Origin of the sequence: Phyllobacterium trifolii (assembly GCF_014192095.1) — a bacterium.
GTDB lineage: Bacteria > Pseudomonadota > Alphaproteobacteria > Rhizobiales > Rhizobiaceae > Phyllobacterium > Phyllobacterium trifolii.
In genome coordinates this window covers 84,173-106,664 of record NZ_JACHXN010000004.1, presented here as the reverse complement: position 1 = coordinate 106,664, position 22,492 = coordinate 84,173, and the positions used below count along the sequence as shown (strand labels likewise).

Genomic DNA, 22,492 nt, shown 5'->3' with positions numbered 1-22,492 from the left:
CGCTATCCTTATTCTTTCTTGCCGAAGAGCTTGTTCAGCATATCCGCCATGGGGCCAGATTTTGGAATGTTCACAGCAGGCTTTTGCTGGCGAGCCTGCCGGATATGACTTTGGCCGACAGGTTTTGCAACAGGCTTTTCTCCCGTTTCCCGCTCAATCTTGCTCCCTCCGCCGAGAGCCAGAGAAACGCGGTTCATAAAACCGGCGTCGTCCTTTTTTGCGAGTAGACCTGCATTCGTTGCAATCGCGTCGAGCAATGGTTCGACCCATTCACTGTCCGCTTTGGCAAAGTTGCCGAGTACATGATTGCTAACCATTTCTTTAACGCCGGGATGACCAATACCGAGGCGCACGCGGCGATAATCCTTGCCACAGTGTGCATCAATGGATTTGATGCCATTGTGACCACCTGAGCCGCCACCGGTCTTCACACGTACCTTGCCGGCGGTCAGATCAAGCTCGTCATAGATGACGACGAGATCGCTTAAAGCCAGTTTGTAGAAACGCATCGCCTCGCCAACGGCTTGGCCGGACAAATTCATGAATGTCTGGGGTTTGATCAGGATAGTCTTTTCGCCTTCGATGGTACCATCGGCGATCAGCGCCTGAAACTTCTTGGTCCAAGGAGAAAAACTATGGCGGCGGTGTATTTCATCCGCCGCCATAAAACCAATGTTATGCCGATTGGCAGCATATTGGGAGCCCGGATTGCCAAGACCTGCGATAAGCAGCACGTGCCTAGCTCCCAATAAACAAGACGATTACTCGCCTTCTTTTTCCGCCGTTTCAGTGGTTTCCGCTGGTGCGGCTTCAGTCGTTTCTTCCTCAGCGGCGAGAACAGCCGGAGCTGCAATCGTCGCGATGGTGAAGTCGCGATCATGAATAACCGATGTCACACCCTTAGGCAGAGTAACAGCAGAAATATGGATCGAGTCGCCGATCTGCGTGCCAGTGAGGTCGATTTCAATCGCATCTGGAATAGCGTTGGCTGGGGCATGAAGTTCAATATCGTGACGAACGATGTTGAGTACGCCACCGCGCTTGATACCAGGCGAAGCTTCCTCGTGGAGGAAGTGGATCGGTACATGCACGTTCACCATGGACTTGGCCGATACGCGCAGGAAGTCGACGTGTACTGGCTTGTCACTGACAGGATCAAGCTGGAAGTCCTTGGGAAGGACTTGAATCGACTTGCCGTCCAGAAGGATGTTGGCAATTGTCGTCTTGAAACCGCCGCCGTGAATCTTGTAGTACAGCGTCTTGTAGTCGAGGGTAATAGAGACTGGCGCCTGCTTGTCACCATAGATGACAGCTGGCACTTTACCGTTGCGGCGAATTTCCCGGGAGGACCCCTTACCAACCCGTTCGCGCGCCTCGGCCTTGAGCTCGTATGCTTCGCTCATGGCAATTCCTTTCGAGGTTCAAATCTGGAGTGTTTTTTGAGGCCAGTGGATGGCTGTTCAAAAAACATGAAGCGGTCGCACGCTCACCCGCAACCGGATGAAATGACCGCTCCATTCCGCGTTGCCTCCAAGGGTGTCTACGCGGATGGCGGCTCTATAACGGAAAGGCGACAGATGTGCAAGTTTGTTGCTTGCTGAGGGGCAGACAGTTCCGGAAGATTAATCGAAAAGGCTGGAAACGGACTCTTCCGAGGCCGTTCGCGAGACGGCTTCGCCGATCAGGTCGGAAATCGACAGCACGCGAATATTGGGTGCAGCTTCAATGGCAGGGGTTGGCTGAATGGAATCGGTAATGACTAATTCCTTGAGCTTCGAACTGGCGATACGGGCGGCGGCCCCGCCAGATAGTACGCCGTGCGTGATATAGGCGGTGACGCTGGTCGCGCCCTTTGCAAGAAGCGCTTCGGCCGCGTTGCATAGCGTGCCGCCAGAATCGACAATATCGTCGAACAACAGGCAATCCTTGCCGCGCACATCACCGATGACATTCATGACTTCGGACTCGCCGGGACGATCGCGTCGCTTATCGACGATGGCGAGCTGTGCATCGATGCGTTTTGCCAGAGACCGGGCGCGTACAACACCGCCGACATCGGGCGAAACGACCATGACATTCGACTTGCCGTAATGTGCGCGAACATCACGGGCAAAGACCGGAACAGCATAGAGATTGTCGGTCGGGATATCGAAGAAGCCTTGAATCTGGCCAGCGTGCAGATCAAGTGTGAGGACGCGATTTGCACCTGCTTCGGTGATCAGATTTGCCACTAGTTTTGCGGAAATCGGCGTGCGTGGGCCAGGCTTACGATCCTGACGGGCATAGCCGAAATACGGAAGAACGGCTGTGATACGTTTTGCCGACGAACGGCGGAACGCATCGATCATGATCAGCAATTCCATCAAATGATCGTTTGCCGGAAAAGAAGTCGACTGCATGACGAAGACGTCCTCGCCTCGAACGTTCTCCTGAATCTCGACGAAAATCTCTTGGTCGGCGAAACGGCGGACGCTGGCCTTGCCAAGAGGGATATTGAGATATTTGGCGACAGATTCGGCAAGAACCCGATTGGAATTGCCCGCGAAGAGTTTCATGCCGTATTTTCTCCACGTCTTTTTCAGAGCGCAGCCAAAGTAAAGGGTATGGCGGGCCTTTTACTGCCCCTGACGCACATTGCAAGCGGGCACGCTAGATTCATACACAATTCAGCGAGAATATCGCCTTAAACGTGTAAATATGTCACGTCTTGGCGCCTGATACCCATGTCATATAACCTTGGATAGCCTTGTCAGCGATGCCTTCCATAACCTTCGGGGGGACGGTGCTCCACGGGTCAGTTCCTCCTCCAGGTACCTTTTCTTGACCCTGTATCCGGTGCAGACGTGTGCCGGCTGGATCAAGTACATCCCATACGTAGATGATCGTCGTCTGGTTGCCATCGGGGAGAGCAGAAAAGTAGCCCTTCATGATGTGCGTGTTGTCGGTGTCGCCGGCTGTGCCGAGCGTGATGCCTTTTTCCTTGGCAAGTGCCGACAGACGTTGCGATAGTGGCGTAGCCGCAGCGATAGGTGCGCCAACAATGGGTGCAAACCGCAACTTTGCCGTGGGCTGGGCGCTCGGCTTCCCGGTCTGGGTGGCCCCAGATGCCGTTGTGGTTGTGTTCGAGGTTGCGGGACCGGTGCCCGGTGTGGCCGTTGCTTGTGCATTTATGCCCGCTGAAGCGCCTGGTATTGCGGTGGCTCCCGGCGCGGGTGGTGTTGTCTGGCTTCCCTGTGCTGGGGGTAGATCAGCTTTGGTGACGCCAATAGGGGACTCTGAACTATTACACGCTGCAAGTGTGAGACCGGCCAGGACTGCGAATACACATGTCAGTGAGTTGCGAGACTTCATTTACTCAAACCCCGTCATGAGTCACCAATGTGCTCATTTGCAAGCAAAAACAGACAAAAGTTTTATTTTACGATCAAGTCAAGAGATTGGCGGGAAAGCGGCTCCGCCTGACCATTCGTCGTAAGGTAGGTACGGCCCAGCGTCATGGCTGTATTGCTATCGGAGTCCATGATGATCATGTGAGCAAACAGTGTCATATCGGGATGGATACGTTCGGGATTTCCGGAATAAAACATCGGCATGTCCATCCAGGAAGGTGTGAAGCGGGCACCAACCGAATAGCCGCAGGCGTTGAGACGATGGCGGGTCAATTCATGCGCCTCCATCACCTTGGCGTGAGCATCGAACACATCGCCAAAAGTGAAATCAGGCGTCATCGCAGCTTCTACAGCTTCAAGCGCTTCGTGTGCCGCGTCATAAAGCTCCTGGTGCCGTTTCGATGCCTTGCCGGTTAATATCGTGCGCATCATCGGGGCGTGGTAGTGGCGATAGACGCCGGCCCATTCCAAAGTCAGTTGATCATTTTTGGTCAGCTTGCGTCGCCCGGACTTGTAACGGCAGAGAAGCGCGTCTTCACCCGAGCCAATGATGAACTCGTTGGCCGGATAATCGCCGCCGCCTGCAAAGATTGCCGATTGCATGGCAGCAAGTATCACGCCTTCATCTGCACCGGCTTTCACCAGTTTGAGCGCTGCATTGAGCGCTTCGTCGCTCAGTTCCGCGGCTCTGCGGCTAAAGACGATTTCGGCTGGGCTTTTGAGCACGCGCAACTTGTCGACAATGCCTGATATGTCGACGAGTTGCCCGAATGCTGTTAGCTGTTCGTCAAGCTTCCGGCCGTTGGCGGCGGTGAGTCCATGAGTCTGGTATTCGATACCAATACGGCAACCAAGCAGATCGAGATCATTGAGAAGTTCGCGCAAATCGGCTGCGGGATTAGCGTTGTCGCGGTCTGCCCATACTATGATATTTTCGATGTTCGAAGTTTGCCGCGCTTGTCTCAAATCCGCAGAACGGGTCATCAACACGTTGCTGCCATCTGCCTTGACGACCAGACATTGGAAGAAACAGAAGCCAAAGGTGTCGTAGCCGGTGAGCCAGTACATACTTTCTTGGGCAAACAGCAAGACCGCATCAAGCTTCTGCTCGGTCATGACCATCATGAGCCGGTCACGGCGCGCAGCAAATTCTTCCGGTTCGAAATGGAGGGCCATACTCTTACTCCGTGATCGTAATCGCTGATATCTGCCGGCCGTAGTCAGCTTCCTTGCGGTGGGTCGTCCGGCGGTAGGAGAAAAACTGCTCCTCATCCGCGTAGGTGCACTGTTGAAGCCCGGAGGCTTCTACCCCGGCACGTTCCAGCCGCGTGGTGATAAAGGCCCATAGGTCAAACATCTTGTGACCATTATTGGCCGAGTCGCGGAAAAACCTTCGATAAGAGGGTTCAGTTCCAACGAACTGGTCATAGAACTCTCCTCCCACTTCGTAATTGTCGGGCCCGATCGTTGGGCCGAGAACAGCCTGGATCCGGTCGCGATGTGCGCCCAGGGCAATCATCGCGTCAACAGTGTTTTCGAGAATGCCGTCGATGGCTCCGCGCCAGCCGGCATGCGCTGCGGCCACCACTTTTGCCTCGGTGTCGGCAAAAAGGATGGGACCGCAATCAGCAGAAAGAGCACCAATGACGATGCCGGGTGTGGCGGTCACAATGGCGTCGGCCTTGGGTCTGTCCCCATTTAGCGGTGTCGTCACGGTGATGACATCGGATGAATGAACCTGATGGACGGTGACAAGCTGTGATAGGGGAGCGCCGAGCGATTCAGCCACGCGCCTGCGATTCTCCTTGACGCGATCCTGATCGTCATTTGAACCGCTGCCTACATTCAGGCCGCGATAGATGCCGTCCGACACGCCGCCTTTGCGAGTAAAGAAACCATGAGCGATTCGGTCTTTTTCAGGGGATCCCAGCAAGGAGGAACGTAGCGGTGCTGGTTTGTCTGACGTTGTCATACCGAATGCCTTTCAAGGGAGCGGATGGTGGTTGAGCAATCGATTGAAGTCAATTGCCAGAATTTATTTCGCTTCGAATGGGAAAACATGTGTTGCGGGATCGCTTAAACACAGCACCTTGAACAATGTTCCCATCTGTTCCGGGCTCACTAAACGTTCAACGTCTACCCCAATTTGTTCCTGGACCTCCACCGACTTATGTTGGCCAAGCGCTCCGGCGCGATCAAGCAAACCCATGGCCAGCAAAAAATCGCCTTGCGTCATCGCACTGGTCTTACAACCTTCACTGCGGGCGGCCAGCGCGAGAGCACGAAAATCCACATGGGTGGTGAGGTCGGCTGCGCCGGGAATATGCAGGACATCGACAGAGTTATGGTGGCTCAGCGCTTGCAACGTATCGCCAAAGCCCGGTTGCAAATGTCCGTAGTCGAACAACAGCGCTGCGCCTCGTTCATGATGAATACGCGCTGCAATTTCCTGCATGAGGGCATTGCGGGCCGGAGCAATCTCGAAAATACTCCCTTCCGGAGCGATGTCATTGCCCGGCGGAAGCAGCGCTGCCTCAATCGAGCCGGAACCGGCAGCAAAGACAAGGTTTTGCTCTGCATCGAGCGCAAGCACGCGTTCGACAAAACGCCCTTTCGTCTTCACATATTGACGTGAGGGGATGGCATCGAAAAGCTCATTGGCGATGGTAATTAGCGGGCCGGATGTTATACCGCTAAAGTTCTTTTCCCAGACGATCGCACCGCTGTGCTTTCCTAGCGTCTCTTGCTGAATCCGGGTCAACCGCTCGCTGATTTCCACCATATGGATTTTAGCGGCAGCGATAAAATCCGGTGCGATCTTGTCGGCCGTGCGGATGAGATCTTTCATAAGTGTGCCGCGTCCAGGCCCAAATTCGCAGAGAACGAAATCTTCGGGCGACCCAAGCGCTTGCCAAGCGTTGACACACCAGACACCCACGAGTTCGCCGAACATCTGGCTAATCTCGGGCGCCGTGATGAAATCGCCATCTTTGCCGAATGGTTCGCGCGTTGTGTAATACCCCGCGTCGCGATCGAACAGACACATGGCCATATAGTCAGCGACGCTCATCGGGCCATTGGCCTCGATTTGCCTGATGATGCGTTGCCCGAGATTCATCGCCCGGTCGCCACCTCGGGGTTGCGGGCAGACAAGATGAATGCCAGCCCGACGAGGACCATAGGAACGGAAAGCACCATCCCCATCGTTAGCCAGCTGCCATAAAGGTAACCAAGTTGCGCATCTGGCTCCCGGAAAAACTCGACGAAAATGCGCGATAGCCCGTAGAGCGTAACGAATGTTCCGCCGATAAATCGCGGGCTTTTCAGTTTGCGGCCATAGAAGATCAATAGAGCCAAAACCGTGAACAATACGATTCCCTCAAGTCCTGCTTCATAGAGTTGGCTCGGATGGCGCACGAACGGACCGCCTGTCGGGAAGACCATGCCCCAGGGAACATCGGTCGGCCGGCCCCATAACTCGCTGTTGATGAAATTGGCAACGCGTACAAGCCCCAGACCGACAGGCACGCCTGCGGCAATCGTATCGAGCATGCTGTAGACGTTGATCCGGCGTGAGCGGGCAAAGAGCACCATGGCGAGAATAGTGCCGAGCATGCCACCATGGAACGACATGCCGCCTTCCCAGACTTTGAACATGTCGAGCGGATGAGCAATATAACGGGCAAAATCGTAGAACAATATATAGCCGATGCGTCCGCCAAGAACGACACCGAGCGCTGCCCACAGGACGAAATCGTCTAGGTCCGCAGGCTTCATCGGTGGTGTATTGTTTGCCCAAAGCCGAGGCTTGCTGATGAGCTTCTTGGCGTACCACCAGGCAAATAGAATGCCGGCCACATAGCCGAGGCCGTACCAGTGCACCGATAGCGGGCCCAAGGTGAATATTACGGGATCGATGTTGGGAAATGCGATCGCGGCAAATGTCGGTAGAAGTATTTCGCTCACAAGGCACTCCATAGTCGCGATTCAATTTGGCGGGACCATGCGCGAGGGCAAGAACAGCGTCAAGTTTCTCCTCCGGTAACATTTGTGCGTCGCCGATCCAATGCCAACTTGCTTGCAATCGCCAGGCGCGGCGATTATTTGATTGGGAAACGAGAAAGGTGTCCGCCGATGACCAATGGATCAAACCGCGTTCTTGATGAACTGGCAAAGCTCGTGACCGATGCAGCGGGTGCTGCTCAGGGTGTGCGGCGCGAAGTCGAGACCGCATTCCGCGGTCAAGCCGAACGCTTGCTCAACACGATGGATGTCGTTCAGCGCGAAGACTTTGAAGCTGTGCGCGAGATGGCTATCCGGGCGAGGGCGGAAAACACTGCACTACTTGCGCGCATCGAGGCGCTGGAGGCGCTTGTAGGCCAGAAGGGCAAGGCGTCGAGCGATACTCCTGAAAAACCAGCGGCTTCTGGTCGTACGAAGAAAGCCTGATACCGAACAAGCACGAAGCTTGTTCGGTATCCTAACGGCAATTGCGGGTTTAGTTTCAATCCAGTGCTTTAGGCGTTACCGCTTTCCGCCAATTTTTGCTCGCCTGCAGCGATCGCGGCTTCTTGGGTGTCGTAGGGCCCCACTTTGTTTCCCTCTTCTTGATCGATGGTAATCACATAATACCACCGTCCATCATCATTTTTCTGAGTTGCGGTTACCTTCGTATTTGGCTCGCTTGTCATCGCCACCTCCTGTTGCGTTACACGGTATAGGTAATCTAGATGATGTGGATATCGGAGATATGACGAACGCTTGACGACAGGCTCGATGCTTGCCGGCGGAACGACGTTGGGATCAGGTTGCCCTTTACCCGATATTTCGATGCTCCTTGTGCCTATCCCCAAAATAAATCTTAAGTATTTATCAACAGGTGGAAATCGCCGAAAATCGTTGTCTTAGAGTCAGTTAAAGGCAGCTCGTGAATCTTTTTCCGAACTTCTGTCCACATCCATTCCCACCATTCGACCAAAAGGGGACTGGCGCTCAGACTCAGCATCAATACACTGAAATTACAGCATGATTCGTTTCGGCGATCATGTAGCGGTTATCAAGGTTTGTTGCCGCGGCCCGGCTGGCGCGTTCTGCCTGTTCATTGGGTCTAAGCGTTTGGTGTCCTCTGGGTTGGTTCGCTGTGTCCCCGCAGCTTCATACGAGATTCGATTTAGCAGGTAATGGCAATGAGCCTTCTGGAAATAGAGATTGCGCGCGATTTACATCCAGTTGATGTGATCGAGCATGTGGCCCATGCCAATGAGTGGGCATTCGAGCGCACTGGAGAAGACGAGATTGCCATAACGGTAGAGGGAAGCTGGACCGATTATCAGATTTCCTTCTCGTGGATGGAAGATTTCGAGGCGCTCCATTTGGCCTGCGCCTTCGACATCGCGATCAGCGAGCCGCGGGTCAATGAAGTGATGCGTTTGCTGTCGTTGATCAACGAACAGCTTCTCATGGGGCATTTTGATCTTTGGCGGCAGGAGGGCGCGGTTATGTATCGTCAGTCGCTGCTGTTGTCTGGTGGTGCCGAGCCCACGAGCAAACAGGTCGAAGTGCTGCTTTCCAGTGCGCTCGATGCCTGCGAAACCTATTTCCAAGCATTCCAGTTCGTTGTCTGGTCTGGTTCGACGGCCCGGGAATCGCTCGACAGCATCCTGTTCGAGACAGTAGGCTCGGCCTGAGACAATCATTCAGGATGAACAGCGTGGCCACAATTACCTTTGATGATTTCGAGAAAGTGGATATCCGCATCGGTACAATCGTTGAAGCCGAAACCTTTCCCGAAGCACGCAAGCCCGCATTCAAGCTGAAGATCGATTTTGGTCCCGAGATCGGGATCAAAAAATCATCAGCTCAAATCACCAAGCACTACCCATTGGAAGAGCTCAAGGGCCGACAGGTTATTGCGGTGGTCAATTTCCCGCCGCGCCAAATCGGGCCGTTCATGTCCGAAGTGTTGACGCTGGGTTTTCCGGATGAAGAAGGTGCCGTCGTCCTTGCCGCAATCAGCAAACCCGTGCCGAACGGCGGCAAGCTCTTTTAGACAATAGAGAACCATACCATCGCACGGAATGCGATGGTATGGTTCAGCGGTCATGCCGCCGGGAGGATTCTACGCTAGATCGTTTTCGCGGCCATCTCCTTGGCAATGTAGTCTGCTTGGCGAATTGCAAGACTGACAATCGTAAGCGTCGGGTTTTCGGCACCGCCTGTAGTGAACTGGCTGCCATCGGACACGAACAGATTCTTGATGTCGTGACTTTGGCCGTGCTTGTTTACCACTCCATCTTTCGCTTTTTCGCTCATGCGATTTGTTCCAAGATTATGCGTCGACGGGTAAGGCGGCGTCGGGAAGACGCGGGTTGCGCCAATAGCCTCATATAGAGCCTTACCCTGTTCATAAGCGTGATTCCGCATGGCAATGTCGTTCGAGTGATCACTGAAGTTCACATTGGCGATGGGCAGGCCGTACTTGTCCTTCTCGTCCTTGTGCAAGGTGATCCGGTTGTCTTCCTGCGGCATGTCCTCACCAACGATCCATAGACCGGCCATATTGACGTATTGGTCGAGCGCTGAAGTGAAAGAGCGTCCCCAACCACCGGGATCGAGAAAGGCTGCCATGAACGGGAGGCCAAGCGACAATGTTTCCATTTCATAACCGCCGACAAATCCCCGTGAAGGATCGTGGCGGGCCTCATCGCGAATAATGCCTGCCATGGTCGTCCCGCGATACATGTGAACCGGTTTTTCGAATATGCCGTATACCGATCCGGTCGTATGGCGCATATAATTCCGCCCCACCTGACCGGATGAATTGGCAAGACCGTTGGGGAACATGTTTGATTCGGAATTGAGTAGCAGGCGTGGGCTTTCTATCGAATTGCCGGCAACGGCGACGATACGAGCCTTCTGCAATTGCTGCTTGCCATCTTTATCTGTGTAGAGAACGCCAGTCACCTTGCCGCTCTTGTCGTGTTCGATCTTCTGGGCCATGGAATTAGGACGAACTTCAAGCTTGCCGGTCTTTTCGCCTTTTGGAATTTCCGTATAGAGTGTCGACCACTTTGCGCCCCACTTGCAGCCCTGGAAGCAGAATCCGGTTTGCTGGCACGACATGCGATCGTCGCGCTCGGCGGAGTTGATCGCCATATTGCCCGTATGGCACTCCTTATAGCCAAGCTTGTCAGCACCGGCTTTGAGTACTTTGAAATTATTGTTGCCTGGCAGACCTGCAATCCCGTTGGTGCGGGTTACGCCCATCTTGTCTTCCGCTTTGGCATAGTAAGGCTCAAGCTCTGCCAAGGTGACAGGCCAATCGAGCAGGCTTGCGCCTTTTACTTTGCCATAGTGGGTAAGCGCTTTGAATTCATGGTCTTGAAAACGCAGAGAAGCACCAGCCCAGTGGGTCGTCGATCCGCCGACGGATTTGACGATCCACGCGGGAAGATTGGGAAAATCCTTGGCGACACGCCAATCCCCGGAAGTAGTCCGTTTGTCGACCCAGGCAAGCTGACCGAAACTGTCCCACTCATTGTTGGTGAAGTCTTCATATTCGTGGCGGGCACCAGCCTCTAGAATAACGACATCAATGCCTTTTTGTGCAAGTTCGTTGCCGAGCGTTCCGCCGCCCGCGCCAGAACCTATGATGACGACGACACTGTCGTCCTTAAGATCAAAAGGTGCAGCCATGGTTTCCTCCCATTAGCTTGAAAGTTCTTTGATTGCGCGTGCTGTTCACAGCCATTCGATGTCACCGAAGCCGCGGGCGATGTAGCCGCCCTTCGAATAGGACTCGCCCTCATAGCCAAACAGCGGCCAGATCTCCTCCTGATTGTAGAGGCCAGTGACAAGTCCGCCGCGAACTGTTTGAAAGAAAGGCGTGTCTTCGACTTTTCGAAGGATCGCCAGCCGGTCATCTTCCCATCCGAGACCGATATAGCCGTCTTTACCGGCCCGCTTGTCGAGATCGGCAATGCCGTCCTCGATCATCTTCTTGGTTTTGGGGTCCTCTCCTGTCTTGGCGTCGTAGGGCTTGACTGCGATGGCATAGAAGCGGTCCGGAATATGGTCGTGCGGATAGATATCGCGCGCCAGCTGGATCAGAGTCGCCATTGTTTCTGGTTTGAGATTGGATGTCTCGAGACCCCAGGCGAATTGTGGATGGATAATCGAACTGCCGCTGATGACGAGAATGGCGCCGAGGCTGACCGTACCGCCTTTCAACAGATCACGTCGCGATAATCCTTGTTTTTCAATTGGTTCCGGCGTATCCGGTGCCGCCGCCTTGCGGTTGAAGATGGTAACCATGGACTTCCTCCCTTGCTTGCTATCGGCATTCCGGCGGGAATTTCCGTCAGATGCCCTTGCTGGCTGATGGCGTTCCTCCAACGCCATTGGCCGGTATTACAAATACCGGCCTTGTCGTTCCAAAACCTCGATCTTGTAGCCATCCGGATCTTCGACGAAAAAGAACCGAGCCAGCATTGTGCCTTCGCGCTTGAATTCCACGATATCGCGTATCTTGAGTTGCTGTGCCTTCATGCGAACGTGCTCGGCGTCTAGATCATCGACGCTAAAGGCCAGATGGCCATAGCCATCGCCAAGATCGTAGGGCTCGGTGCGCCCCTTGTTGATGGTCAGTTCAAGTTCGAAATCCGTCTCGCTGTTGCGCAAATAGACCAGGGTGAAATTGTCGAACTCGAGCCTGTCCGCTACGTCCAGACTGAATGCAGACTTATAGAACGATCTCGACTTCTCTTCGTCGAGAACACGGATCATGGAATGAATGGCTTTTGCCAATAGCTCCTCCTAACGAACGATACGCCGCCCGAAAACTATTGTTGCAGTGTCAGGGCTTGTCGGCGATTATGAGCTTGGGAGAACAGAAGTGGTGGCAATCGGCTACCACACCGCGATACGAGCGGAATAATTTTCGCCCCTGATGCACTGATGCGCAAAATACCACCTTTGCGCATCAGTGGCGAGCATCATCAGGCGCTATGGAAGGGAGGTTCTTGGAATGTGTAAAGTATTTGCAGAACAGGATCCGCAAGGCTATCGGCAGATCAATCGTTCTGTACGCATTGGCGGACATTCGACGAGCATTCAACTCGAGGCAACGTTCTGGAAACTACTCGATGAGATTGCCGAGAGCCAGAATATGACCACACCGCGGTTCATCTCCACTCTTTATGACGAGGCTCTGCAGGCGCAAGGAGAGATTCCGAATTTTGCCTCGATGCTTCGCACCACATGCGCGCTCTATCTTCGCGGTGTGCAGACGTGCGCGGAAACAGTAGTTGGGAAGAACCAAACGCTCATTGGCGAACATGCTGCCTAGGCGGGAATCCTGACAACTGCCCTCAAGCCACCGGCGGGGCTGTCATCGAGGATAATGTCCCCGCCATGACTGCGGGCGATATCCAGTGCTATTGCGAGGCCCAGTCCTGTTCCGCTTGAATCCTGATTACGTGCTTCATCTAGCCGGAAGAATGGCTTGAACACCTCATCACGCATTTCCCTCCGTATCCCTGGCCCATCGTCGTCGATCGTTATGGTCAGCCATCCGTCACGGTGATCCGCAGCAACGGAGACGTTTTTCGCGTAGCGGAATGAATTCGATACCAGATTGGAAATCAGGCGGGAGAACGCATTCGGCCTAACCTGTATTTCCGGCTCACCGCGGATTTTCGATGTGAAGCCGCGTTCGAGAAGGATTCCTTCTTCCTTCAGCTTGCCAAATAACCGCTCCAGATTGAAGTTGCCGGTCTCTTCCTCTGCCTCGCTGCGAGCAAAGGCGAGATAGCCCTCCAGCATCGACTGCATATCTTCGATGTCCTGCTCCATAGCTTCCGTGTCGACCCTGTTGCTGACGAGAGCGAGCTGGAGCTTGAAGCGGGTCAGGATCGTGCGCAGGTCATGGCTGACGCCGCTCAACATCGTTGTGCGCTGCTCGATTTGCCGCTCAATACGCTCGCGCATGACGATAAAAGCTGCGCCGGCCCTGCGTACCTCTTCCGCACCGCGCGGTTTGAAATCTGGGGGGCCGGCACGGCCCTTGCCGAAACTATCGGCGGCGGTGGCAAGCTGTTGAATTGGCTTGATCTGGTTACGCAGGAAAAGGATAGCGATGGCAAGCAAAACGAGGGCGGAACCCGCCATCCAGACAAGGAATATCAGCGTGTTGGATGCATAGGCTTGGCTGCGGCGTGCAAAGACCCGCAGGACTTTGTTGTCGAGCTGGATGCGGATTTCCACCAGATCGGAATCGCCGATCGTGTCGATCCAGAACGGGCGGTTGATCTGCTTGGTGATCTCTTCGCTCAGAATACTATCGAGAATTGAGAAGAAGGGTTTGGGGCCAGGTGCGGGCAGCGGATCGGCGGGCAGGATTGAAATATTGAGCGATAATCTTTCACGCGAAATGCGGATCAGGTTTTCATAGGCTGGATCTTGAGGATAAGTCTCCATGAGATCGATGATACCGGCAATGTCGCGCACAACGGCCGTCGAAAGGCGTTGTGTCACCGTCTGCCAGTGGCGCTCCATGAAGACAAAGGCGATTAGCGATTGCAACAAGACCATGGGGGCGATGATGATAATCAGTGAGCGTGCGTAGAGCCGCTTGGGCATCCAGTGCGCTAACCAGCGCGTGAACTTTCGCCAAGGGCCCAGCAATGTGCTTCGTCGACGCCGCCAGTGGCGCTTCCTGACTGCCAATGCGCGTTTCGCGGTATCCGTCGGTGCCATCTATCCAGTATCCGCTTGCGCATTGAAATGGGCGGATCGCTACTCCACGCTTAGTTTATAGCCGACGCCCCGCACCGTCTGCAACCAAACTGGGTTTGCCGGATCATTTTCAATCTTGCGGCGCAGGCGGTTTATCTGGACGTCGATCGTCCGCTCGCCCACATCGCCTTCCTGTCCGGTCAATTCGTGACGCGGGACGGTTTCACCGGCGCGTGCAGCGAAAATTGCCATTATATCCTGCTCACGGTCTGTCAGTCGGATCATTTCACCTGAGCGCTTGAGTTCACGCTTCGCAATGACGAATGTGTAGGGACCAAAGACAATCTGCTCGATCTTCGCTTGTGTAGCCGGGGCGCCACGCCGAAGGATGTTGTTGATCCGCAGGATCAGCTCTCGCGGATCAAAAGGCTTTGGCAGGTAATCGTCGGCGCCTGCTTCCAGACCGGTAATACGGCTGTCGGTCTCCGAGAGCGCCGTGAGCATGAGTATTGGTACGTTCTTTTCCTGACGCAGCGACTGGGTCAGGGCGACGCCGCTTTCTCCTGGCATCATCACGTCGAGGATCAGAAGATCATAGTCGATCCCGGCCAGCTTGCGCCGAGCCTCATCGGCATTGGCAGCCACCGTAATGCGAAAACCGCTGCCAGTAAGATATTGCGACAGTAGATTTCGAATTCGGGTGTCGTCATCGACAATGAGCAGGTGCGGTGCATCGTCTGAAAGCAGCAGTTCGTCACTCACCAATGTATTCCTCTTTTCTCGCGGACATTCGTCCTCCCTTTTCGTAAAACTTGTTTTATCCTGCCTTCGGCAGACTGTCGATCTGTTGCCATTGAGCGGGATTCACCATCGCCTTAAGGAAATGCTCGATCACTGACCGGTCGGAATCACGGATCTGCTCCAATGCACTGGTAATACGGCGTGATTGCGGTGCAGCTAGTTCCAGCGCCAGTTCGCGACCCTTTGGTGTTGGATAGAGCTCGCGCTGGCGCCTGTCGCGAGGTCCGGTAATCTGAACCACATGATCCGTATCGATCAGTTGCTTGAGCACGCGGGCAAGGCTTTGCTTGGTGATCTGCAAAACATCCAGCAATTCCGCGACGGTCATCCCCGGCTTACGATTGATGAAATACAGCACGCGGTGATGCGCGCGGCCAAATTCAAGCTTTTCCAGTATCATGTCGGGATCAGCGGTGAAGTCGCGATAGGCGAAGAAAAACAGCTCGATAATATCGAGTTGGCTTGCATCTTTTTGGGTCAGGGCTGTCTCAATATGCCGCTCTGGTGTATAAGATTTCATACAGTGTTCCCGCTCTTGTTGAAAAATACGTCAGTCTTGTTGACTTAATTTTAGACTGCTGATAATTTTTGACAAGCTGTTGGCTCCATTTTGAATTAAACGCAAAGCCAATAGGCGTGTCTGAGACATTTTTCTCATTCAACCGCTTATTGTGTTGGTGGGCAATGGTACACCAATTGGTAATCGGGACCAGTTGGCGGACACATCAGACCCGCAAAATTATCAGGAATCAAACGCCTGGAGGAAAACATGGCATCCGTTCCATTCGACCAGCTTGAAGGTTATATCTGGATGAACGGCGAATTCGTTCGCTGGGCGGACGCAAAGGTCCATGTGCTTACCCATGGCTTGCATTACGCCAGTTCGGTTTTTGAGGGTGAGCGGGCTTATGGCGGTGAAATATTCAAACTCAACGAGCACACTGAGCGCCTGCATGAGTCTGCCCGCATTCTTGGCTTCAAAATACCTTATACCGTTGAAGAACTGAATGACGCGAGCCGCAAACTATTGGCCAAACAAGGCTTTCAGGATGCCTATGTCCGGCCCGTAGCCTGGCGCGGTAGCGAGTCAATGGGCGTTTCTGCCCAAGCAAACAAGATCAACGTCGCCATCTCTATCTGGCAGTGGCCGAGTTATTTCGACCCGGCCCAGAAACTCAAGGGGATCCGCCTGGATCTCGCGGAATATCGCCGTCCTGACCCAAGAACCGCGCCATCGAAGTCCAAGGCAGCGGGTCTATATATGATATGCACGATCTCCAAGCATGCGGCAGAGGCAAAAGGATATGCTGACGCACTGATGCTCGATTGGCGTGGACAGGTCGCCGAAGCGACTGGCGCGAACGTGTTTTTCGTCAAGGATGGAGTTCTTCACACACCGACGCCAGATTGCTTCCTCGACGGTATCACACGCCGGACGGTCATCGATTTGGCCAAGCGCCGTGGTTATGAAGTTGTCGAACGCGCCATCATGCCGGAAGAACTGGAGACTTTCGAGCAGTGCTTCCTGACGGGGACAGCCGCAGAAGTTACGCCGGTGGCGGAAATTGGTCCTTACCGTTTCACCGTTGGTGAGATTGCAGCTAATCTGATGAATGATTATGCAGCAGAAGTAATGCCAAAGAAAGCTGCTGCTGAGTAACAGCTGGATAAAACGAAGAAGTGAACTTGATACCTGCTCTATGAGGTATCAAGTTGTTTGACATTGATTAAAACTTAGTCATCATGTTGCATGTCAGGCATGAGTCTGGCTTGAAACGTTGACGGGGTACAATCATGGAAGCGCTTCTTCCTATTATTATCCAGCTTATCTCGGGTGGTGTCGGCGGAAATATTGTCGGCGGTCTTCTAAAAAACCTGAGTCTCGGTACGACCGGAAACACAGTTGCTGGTGGTATCGGCGGCCTTGTTGGTGGTTACCTGACGCAATTCCTTGGCGCAGGCGGTGCCGAGGTGGTAGCAAATGCAGCGGCGTCCTCCGGGCTTGATATCGGATCGATCATCGGTCAGGTAGCCGGCGGTGGTGTCGGTGGTATCATCTTGACTGCAATCGTCGGCTTCATCAAGAATTCGATGGCAAAGGCCTGATCGATATCATCAACAACGAAATCAACTGTTTTCAAGGGCGGCACACGGCCGCCCTTTTCATTTGAGTATTTATTGTCCTACATATTGTTCCAAGTAATGTATCGCATAGGATTTTGGTAAAATGGGACAATTACAGGCCGGTATTATTCCCGTCACGGCCTTCCAGCAGAATTGCACGATCCTTTTTGACAGCGAGGACAAGCATGGCGTGCTCGTTGATCCGGGCGGCGACAGCGATCAAATATTGAATGCCATCCGTTCAAACGGCATCACGATTGAGGCAATCTGGATTACACATGGGCACATCGATCACGCTGCGGGTGCAATGGATATGAAGGATGCGCTTGGGGTCGATATTGTCGGGCCAAATGAAGCCGATCGGTTTCTGTTGGACAGCCTTGTATCCAAGGCACTGAAATATGGCATCACGGACAAGGTCCGCAATTGTGTGCCGGATCGCTGGTTGAACGATGGTGATACAGTATCTTTCGGGTCGCATATCTTTGAAGTATTGCATTGTCCGGGTCATGCACCCGGCCATGTCGTTTATTTTAACAGGGCGGCGAAATTTGCACATGTTGGCGATGTGCTCTTCAATGGTTCGGTGGGGCGAACAGACCTTGAAGGCGGCGATCATGCCGCGCTGATCAACTCCATCAAGACCAAGCTCTTGCCACTCGGTGACGACATCGGTTTCATCTGCGGACATGGCCCCGGAGGCCGCTTTGGCGAAGAACGCCGCACCAACCCATTCTTGAATGACGCATAAAAAGGCCGCCGGATGACCGGCGGCTCGTCAAACGCGGATGATTGCAAATCAGTTGGCGTTGCAGAAATAATCGCGTCCGTCATAGCCGCGAAATGTACCCGTCTCAGGATTGAACGAGCGATAGCGGTCGGCGCAATAGCGATACCATGAAGGTGACCAGGGCTGTGCGCCGCCGTAGTAACGAGGGGCCACTTCACGATAGACCCGCACAGGGCGGCGGTAGTAGCCGTCATCATAATCCCGATATATCGGCTCAGCCGGTTGGGCAAGTGCGCTGCCAAGCAAAGCGCCTGCTGCAAGGCCAACAGCGCCGGCCGCCCATGCGTCGCTGTTATTGTCATGATAGCGATGACGGTACCGATCGCCACGCCAGCTGTCGGCGGACGCCGATGTCAGAGGAACCGCGACCGTCGCAAATGCAGCGGTAGCAAGAATGGCAATTTTCATACCTTTGTTCATTTGTGCCTCCTTTGAAGCATCCTTGGCGAGTGCTTTTCGGCGTCGCCTGATCGATATCGGCTGGAATCCATGGGAGCTCCAGCAGTAGGTCTGTTTTAATAGCTTCAGAATGAATGCAAGCTGAACGGCACTCATACGAAATGGTTCCACCGCCATTCTGACGAGTGGAGAAGCACACATAATTTTAGCAAATCCGAGGCGGGAAAAAGGCACGATTACAATTACAAGCACCACATGGAGGTGTGCGCACTCCACTGGACGGCAAAGTGGACCCTGCCGCGGCATATCCAAGCAAAACCCCCGACTTCTGCCGGGGATCGGTGGCGGCTCCAGCCGCTAGAATTATTCAGTGACCGCGATGTTTACGGCCTTTGGTCCTTTGCCACGACGATCAGGCTCCGTATCGAAGGAGACCTTCTGATTGTCTGCGAGACCTGTGAGTCCGGATGCCTGAACGGCGGAAATATGAACGAAAATATCCGCTGCGCCATCATCCGGCTTGATAAAGCCAAAGCCTTTTTCACTGTTGAAGAATTTGACCGTACCGGTCTGTGCCATGCTCAGTTCCTTTTCCTTACTTACCGCGTTCCCCTCCGGGTTTGCGGGATTGGTAGTGCCGTTTTCAGTAAGATACATTCAACGGAGATCATGCAGGCAGTTCTCGAATTCAGGAAAGGAGCCGATCATTGCCGGGATTACTCCCGGCCCGGTATTCTTGCGGTTCCGGCGCGCCGTTCTTCCAGTCTTCCAGTGTTCGCAAATGCCCGAACGCTTTGAGACTGCTAGAATAAGTGTTTTTTGGCAAGCAAAAGTTTTTCTACCATTTAGGCGACTATATCGAACGGCTTTGCAACCTACATACTTGGGGGTAGGAAATTTCGTTTGGCATTCGTCCGCTAGCACCTCTTGTGATCACGACATGCAAGTTGAAATCGCCGCTTTTCTTTCAGCTTTATCGATTACGCAGCACGATACACGCACCACCAGCGCTGTGGAGCTGCGAACAGATCTGGTTGGCCTCGCCGCGATTGTCGGCGCCTATACGCACCGCATAGATGCCGCGCCGCCCCATGGCTGTGCGGTTTCGGCTGATCACAGCCTCATGCTTGTCGAGGATGGCCGGAAAGGCGCGGCGTAGGCGTTGAAGCTGTCCCACGGCTGCTGCGCGACGGAAGTTGCCAGCAATCTGGATTCCCCAAGGCTTCGGCTTGATTTGGGCCATCGCAACTGTCGCAAAGCGAACAATCGGGAGCTTCCGGCAAGCCGCATCAAAGGTCAGTTTAGCGTTTAACGGATGCGCCGATATTTCGGTACCCGCGGCAAAGTCGTCAGCCGACTTTCCGGTTATATCCAGTACATACTCTTCGGTTTCGAGAGGGAGGAAGCCACCGCTTGATAGCCATTTTGACACTCGCGTTGGCCCCGCATTATAGGCTGCTGCGGCGAGCCCCCAGTTGCCGAATGCCGTTCGCAGATCCTTCAGCAGCGCCGCAGAAGCAGGAAGAGCCTTTGCAAAGTCGAACGGATCGTCGAGATTTCGCTCCTTTGCGGTACCGGGCATGAACTGTGCGATGCCCTGCGCGCCAACCGGACTTGTTGCCTGGGCGTCGAAACGGCTCTCTTTCCAGATGAGTCTGGCGAAGAAGTCACGCGGAACGCCATGACTATCAGCATTGGTCGCTATGGCTGCGCAAATCTGGGCCACAGTTGGTGTTGGCGGTTTCGCCGGCACTGAAACCGACGGATTATCAGCTGACAATGCCCTTAGCGATGTCAGTAGCAGGAATGCTGCAACGATGCCGAGTTGTTTGAAGCAATACACCCTGTTGCCGATCCCCTTGATACGTTAGCATATTGGCATAATGCACGGCCTTATTTCTAGCAAAAGACACCCGCCATTGATTTCATAATCCGGTAAACATTCATGACGATGACGACGAAGAACAAGTGAACACGCCCCATGCCTCTCTCCATCACCACAATCGGTTTCGACGCTGACGATACGCTCTGGCAAAACGAACAGTTCTTCCGAACCTCCGAGAATCAGTTTGCCAGTCTATTGGCGCCCCATGTAGACACGACCGACCTTTCCAACCGGTTGCTCGCGGTGGAAAAGCGAAATCTTGATCTCTATGGTTTCGGCATCAAGGGGTTCACCCTTTCCCTGGTCGAAACGGCGGTTGAAGTCTCCGAAGGCAACGTGCCGGCCTCAGTTATCGCAGAAATTCTGGCGGCAGGCCGGGAGATGCTGCGTCATCCGGTAGAGACCTTGCCCCATGTTCAGGAAACTCTTGCGCAACTAACTGAGCGATACAGGCTCGTCCTGATAACCAAAGGAGATTTGTTCGATCAGGAGCGCAAACTGGCGCAATCGGGCCTTGGTGATTTTTTCGATGCGGTTGAAATTGTAAGCAGCAAGGATACCACCACCTATGAGCGAATATTCAAGCGCCACGGAGATGGTGCGACCCGGAGTATGATGATCGGTAACTCGCTAAAATCGGATGTTGTCCCGGCAATCGAAGCAGGCAGCTGGGGCGTGTTCGTTCCGCATGAGCTGACCTGGGCGCTTGAACATGTCGAAACGCCAATTGGCGCCCCTCGCTTCCGTCAGATTGCACATTTGGGTGAGTTGCCGCCGCTTCTGACGGAGATTGGCTGATTATTCAGCGGCGTGTTGTTCCTGCGCGCCTTCATCCGGACCGTTCGGATCGCCTGGGCCGGTCTCACAGCCAAGATCGGGAAACGCAACCATACGATTGCCGGTAAAATCGGTGCGCACTACAACGAGCCCCTGTTCTTCGAAATAGGTGAGGAGCCGTCGCGCTCGGCGTGCCGAATGGGTGCCGTAGGCGCGGGCCAATGTTGCGTCGGAGGGGCAAGGGTTACCCGTGACTGCGGCCTGCGCGACGATAAAGAAAACGCCTTGAACGTCATCCGGCAGGCTCTTTGAAAGTTCAAGTGCCTGCTGCCACGGCTCACCTTGCGCGGTCTCTCCGTCGATTCCAGCTCGTGCGACCGCAAGATTGCGGCGAAATGCCGGCAGAGAAAGGGGGTCACCCGGGACGCGGCGAATGCGGCAACGAACGAGAAAATCCTGGTAGAGGACCGCATCCGTGCGAAAAGATGCATCGGGGTCGTTGAGCATTTCATGCATAATCGTGTTGATCATGCCATTGCGCTCGGCCTCGTCAATCTCGGGAAACAGTGTCGGTGCTGGCGTTTCTGCCGCAGACACAAATTTGGTCTGGGTGAGCTGGCTCAAAATATCGGCTGTCGGTGTGGAGGTGGGGGGCGCCACTGCGCGCCGAACAACCACCCGGCGCTCTTCGGGCGGCGGTGTAAAAATCAAATCGCGCGCATCTTCGCCCGCCTGCGGTAGCGGAGTGAGCTTCGGGCTCGCCGAACGAGCAGATGTCTCTACTGGTCCAATGGTCACAGCCAATGGACGACGCGACAAGGCCGGGCCGAGCGCAACGAAATGGCCACGTGCGAGATCACGAAACTGTTCGGCCTGCCGCCGTTCCATGCCAAGAAGATCCGCGGCACGGGCCATGTCGATATCGAGGAAAGTTCGGCCCATCAGGAAATTCGATGCCTCAGCCGCAACATTCTTTGCGAGTTTGGCGAGGCGCTGTGTGGCGATGACACCGGCAAGACCACGTTTGCGGCCACGGCACATCAAGTTGGTCATGGCGCCGAGCGATAGTTTGCGGGCCTCGTCTGAAACCTCTCCGGCAACCGCCGGTGCAAAAAGCTGCGCTTCGTCGACCACGACGAGCATCGGGTACCAGTAGTCGCGTTCTGCGTCGAATAGGCCACCGAGAAAGGCCGCGGCACAGCGCATCTGCTGTTCAACATCCAGTCCTTCGAGATCAAGGACGACGGAAACGCGATGCTGGCGAATTCGGGCTGCGATGCGGGTGAGTTCGCTTTCGGTCCGTGCACCATCGACGACCACATGGCCATATCTATCGGCCAGCGTAACGAAATCGCCCTCCGGATCGACGACGCATTGCTGTACCCACTGCGCGCTTTGTTCGAGCAGGCGGCGCAGCAAATGCGATTTGCCTGAACCCGAATTGCCCTGGACGAGCAGGCGAGTTGCCAGCAGCTCTTCCAGATCGAGCATGGCTTTTGCGCCGGCTGACGCCGCTCCCATGTCGATATCGACCTTCATCATCTCTCCAGCGTTCAAGTGATTCTGCGCGCGATATAATGCGCAAAATCACTT

At 54.4% G+C, this 22,492-nt stretch carries 27 protein-coding genes; 8 read left to right on the top strand and 19 right to left on the bottom strand.

Going from position 1 to position 22,492, the window contains the following annotated elements; all coding sequences use genetic code 11:
- Positions 1–8 precede the first annotated feature (8 nt).
- From pth to lgt, 8 genes are all read right to left on the bottom strand, one after another.
- A complete protein-coding gene (gene pth, locus FHS21_RS07590) occupies positions 9–734 on the bottom strand; it encodes an aminoacyl-tRNA hydrolase (protein WP_112530673.1) in 726 nt (241 codons plus the stop codon).
- A gap of 27 nt (positions 735–761) precedes the next feature.
- Positions 762–1,403: a 50S ribosomal protein L25/general stress protein Ctc gene (locus FHS21_RS07585; RefSeq protein ID WP_112530674.1), complete on the bottom strand. Its 642-nt coding sequence runs from the start codon at positions 1,401–1,403 to the stop codon at positions 762–764.
- 219 nt (positions 1,404–1,622) lie between these two features.
- Positions 1,623–2,555: a ribose-phosphate pyrophosphokinase gene (locus FHS21_RS07580; RefSeq protein WP_114430386.1), complete on the bottom strand. Its 933-nt coding sequence runs from the start codon at positions 2,553–2,555 to the stop codon at positions 1,623–1,625.
- 145 nt (positions 2,556–2,700) lie between these two features.
- On the bottom strand, positions 2,701–3,351 hold the full coding sequence (locus FHS21_RS07575) for a hypothetical protein (RefSeq protein ID WP_112530676.1): 651 nt from the start codon (positions 3,349–3,351) through the stop codon (positions 2,701–2,703).
- Positions 3,352–3,413: 62 nt separating this feature from the next.
- A complete protein-coding gene (locus FHS21_RS07570) occupies positions 3,414–4,565 on the bottom strand; it encodes a M24 family metallopeptidase (RefSeq protein ID WP_112530677.1) in 1,152 nt (383 codons plus the stop codon).
- Positions 4,566–4,569: 4 nt separating this feature from the next.
- Positions 4,570–5,361: a peptidoglycan editing factor PgeF gene (gene pgeF / locus FHS21_RS07565; protein WP_112530678.1), complete on the bottom strand. Its 792-nt coding sequence runs from the start codon at positions 5,359–5,361 to the stop codon at positions 4,570–4,572.
- A gap of 63 nt (positions 5,362–5,424) precedes the next feature.
- Complete coding sequence (locus FHS21_RS07560; RefSeq protein ID WP_112530679.1) at positions 5,425–6,507, bottom strand: class I SAM-dependent methyltransferase; 1,083 nt, start codon at positions 6,505–6,507, stop codon at positions 5,425–5,427.
- The gene (gene lgt / locus FHS21_RS07555) at positions 6,504–7,367 is read right to left on the bottom strand and encodes a prolipoprotein diacylglyceryl transferase (protein ID WP_210283416.1); all 864 of its coding nucleotides are present in this window, start codon (positions 7,365–7,367) and stop codon (positions 6,504–6,506) included. The genes FHS21_RS07560 and lgt overlap by 4 nt, the downstream gene beginning before the upstream one ends.
- 156 nt (positions 7,368–7,523) lie before the next feature.
- Between lgt and FHS21_RS07550 the strand changes: the two genes are divergently transcribed.
- Positions 7,524–7,838, top strand: coding sequence for an accessory factor UbiK family protein (locus FHS21_RS07550; protein WP_112530680.1), 315 nt, complete (start codon positions 7,524–7,526; stop codon positions 7,836–7,838).
- 68 nt (positions 7,839–7,906) lie between these two features.
- On the opposite strand, the gene FHS21_RS07545 is transcribed toward FHS21_RS07550, so the two are convergent.
- A complete protein-coding gene (locus FHS21_RS07545; protein ID WP_162701950.1) occupies positions 7,907–8,080 on the bottom strand; it encodes a hypothetical protein in 174 nt (57 codons plus the stop codon).
- Positions 8,081–8,575: 495 nt separating this feature from the next.
- On the opposite strand from FHS21_RS07545, the gene FHS21_RS07540 reads away from it, so the two are divergent.
- Positions 8,576–9,076, top strand: a complete 501-nt coding sequence (locus tag FHS21_RS07540; protein ID WP_112530758.1) for a type III secretion system chaperone family protein — start codon at positions 8,576–8,578, stop codon at positions 9,074–9,076.
- A gap of 14 nt (positions 9,077–9,090) precedes the next feature.
- The gene (locus FHS21_RS07535; protein ID WP_112530681.1) at positions 9,091–9,438 is read left to right on the top strand and encodes a tRNA-binding protein; all 348 of its coding nucleotides are present in this window, start codon (positions 9,091–9,093) and stop codon (positions 9,436–9,438) included.
- 74 nt (positions 9,439–9,512) lie between these two features.
- Here FHS21_RS07535 and FHS21_RS07530 read toward each other — a convergent pair whose 3' ends face one another.
- The 3 genes from FHS21_RS07530 to FHS21_RS07520 form a co-directional block, all read right to left on the bottom strand.
- Positions 9,513–11,084, bottom strand: a complete 1,572-nt coding sequence (locus FHS21_RS07530; protein ID WP_112530682.1) for a GMC family oxidoreductase — start codon at positions 11,082–11,084, stop codon at positions 9,513–9,515.
- 45 nt (positions 11,085–11,129) lie between these two features.
- Positions 11,130–11,702 (bottom strand): gluconate 2-dehydrogenase subunit 3 family protein, encoded by a 573-nt coding sequence (locus FHS21_RS07525; RefSeq protein WP_183661567.1) that lies wholly within the window; start codon positions 11,700–11,702, stop codon positions 11,130–11,132.
- A gap of 96 nt (positions 11,703–11,798) precedes the next feature.
- Positions 11,799–12,194, bottom strand: coding sequence for a VOC family protein (locus FHS21_RS07520; RefSeq protein ID WP_112530684.1), 396 nt, complete (start codon positions 12,192–12,194; stop codon positions 11,799–11,801).
- A 220-nt stretch (positions 12,195–12,414) separates the two neighbouring features.
- On the opposite strand from FHS21_RS07520, the gene FHS21_RS07515 reads away from it, so the two are divergent.
- Entirely contained in the window at positions 12,415–12,735 is a 321-nt protein-coding gene (locus FHS21_RS07515; protein ID WP_112530685.1) for a ribbon-helix-helix domain-containing protein, read from the top strand.
- Here the strand turns inward: FHS21_RS07515 and FHS21_RS07510 are convergent.
- The 3 genes from FHS21_RS07510 to FHS21_RS07500 all read right to left on the bottom strand — a co-directional run bounded on the left by FHS21_RS07510 (position 12,732) and on the right by FHS21_RS07500 (position 15,444).
- The gene (locus tag FHS21_RS07510; RefSeq protein ID WP_376772080.1) at positions 12,732–14,027 is read right to left on the bottom strand and encodes an ATP-binding protein; all 1,296 of its coding nucleotides are present in this window, start codon (positions 14,025–14,027) and stop codon (positions 12,732–12,734) included. The two genes, FHS21_RS07515 and FHS21_RS07510, sit on opposite strands and share 4 nt — an antisense overlap.
- Before the next feature lie 156 nt (positions 14,028–14,183).
- On the bottom strand, positions 14,184–14,888 hold the full coding sequence (locus FHS21_RS07505) for a response regulator (protein ID WP_112530686.1): 705 nt from the start codon (positions 14,886–14,888) through the stop codon (positions 14,184–14,186).
- A gap of 52 nt (positions 14,889–14,940) precedes the next feature.
- Complete coding sequence (locus tag FHS21_RS07500) at positions 14,941–15,444, bottom strand: MarR family winged helix-turn-helix transcriptional regulator (RefSeq protein ID WP_183661566.1); 504 nt, start codon at positions 15,442–15,444, stop codon at positions 14,941–14,943.
- 249 nt (positions 15,445–15,693) lie between these two features.
- On the opposite strand from FHS21_RS07500, the gene FHS21_RS07495 reads away from it, so the two are divergent.
- The 3 genes from FHS21_RS07495 (at position 15,694) to FHS21_RS07485 (ending at position 17,799) form a co-directional block, all read left to right on the top strand.
- Positions 15,694–16,584, top strand: a complete 891-nt coding sequence (locus tag FHS21_RS07495; RefSeq protein ID WP_112551543.1) for a branched-chain amino acid aminotransferase — start codon at positions 15,694–15,696, stop codon at positions 16,582–16,584.
- A gap of 134 nt (positions 16,585–16,718) precedes the next feature.
- Complete coding sequence (locus FHS21_RS07490) at positions 16,719–17,030, top strand: hypothetical protein (protein WP_112530689.1); 312 nt, start codon at positions 16,719–16,721, stop codon at positions 17,028–17,030.
- 121 nt (positions 17,031–17,151) lie between these two features.
- Complete coding sequence (locus FHS21_RS07485) at positions 17,152–17,799, top strand: MBL fold metallo-hydrolase (RefSeq protein ID WP_183661564.1); 648 nt, start codon at positions 17,152–17,154, stop codon at positions 17,797–17,799.
- 48 nt (positions 17,800–17,847) lie between these two features.
- Here the strand turns inward: FHS21_RS07485 and FHS21_RS07480 are convergent, their stop codons facing one another.
- The 3 genes from FHS21_RS07480 to FHS21_RS07470 all read right to left on the bottom strand — a co-directional run bounded on the left by FHS21_RS07480 (position 17,848) and on the right by FHS21_RS07470 (position 20,080).
- Entirely contained in the window at positions 17,848–18,258 is a 411-nt protein-coding gene (locus FHS21_RS07480; protein ID WP_112530760.1) for a BA14K family protein, read from the bottom strand.
- A gap of 342 nt (positions 18,259–18,600) precedes the next feature.
- On the bottom strand, positions 18,601–18,816 hold the full coding sequence (locus FHS21_RS07475; RefSeq protein ID WP_106718536.1) for a cold-shock protein: 216 nt from the start codon (positions 18,814–18,816) through the stop codon (positions 18,601–18,603).
- 394 nt (positions 18,817–19,210) lie between these two features.
- Positions 19,211–20,080: a transglycosylase SLT domain-containing protein gene (locus FHS21_RS07470; protein WP_112530691.1), complete on the bottom strand. Its 870-nt coding sequence runs from the start codon at positions 20,078–20,080 to the stop codon at positions 19,211–19,213.
- A gap of 138 nt (positions 20,081–20,218) precedes the next feature.
- Here FHS21_RS07470 and FHS21_RS07465 point away from each other — a divergent pair, with 138 nt between their 5' ends.
- On the top strand, positions 20,219–20,920 hold the full coding sequence (locus FHS21_RS07465; protein WP_112530692.1) for an HAD family hydrolase: 702 nt from the start codon (positions 20,219–20,221) through the stop codon (positions 20,918–20,920).
- Here the strand turns inward: FHS21_RS07465 and FHS21_RS07460 are convergent, their stop codons facing one another.
- Positions 20,921–22,438, bottom strand: coding sequence for a helicase HerA domain-containing protein (locus tag FHS21_RS07460; RefSeq protein ID WP_183661672.1), 1,518 nt, complete (start codon positions 22,436–22,438; stop codon positions 20,921–20,923). It lies immediately after the preceding gene.
- Positions 22,439–22,492 lie beyond the last annotated feature (54 nt).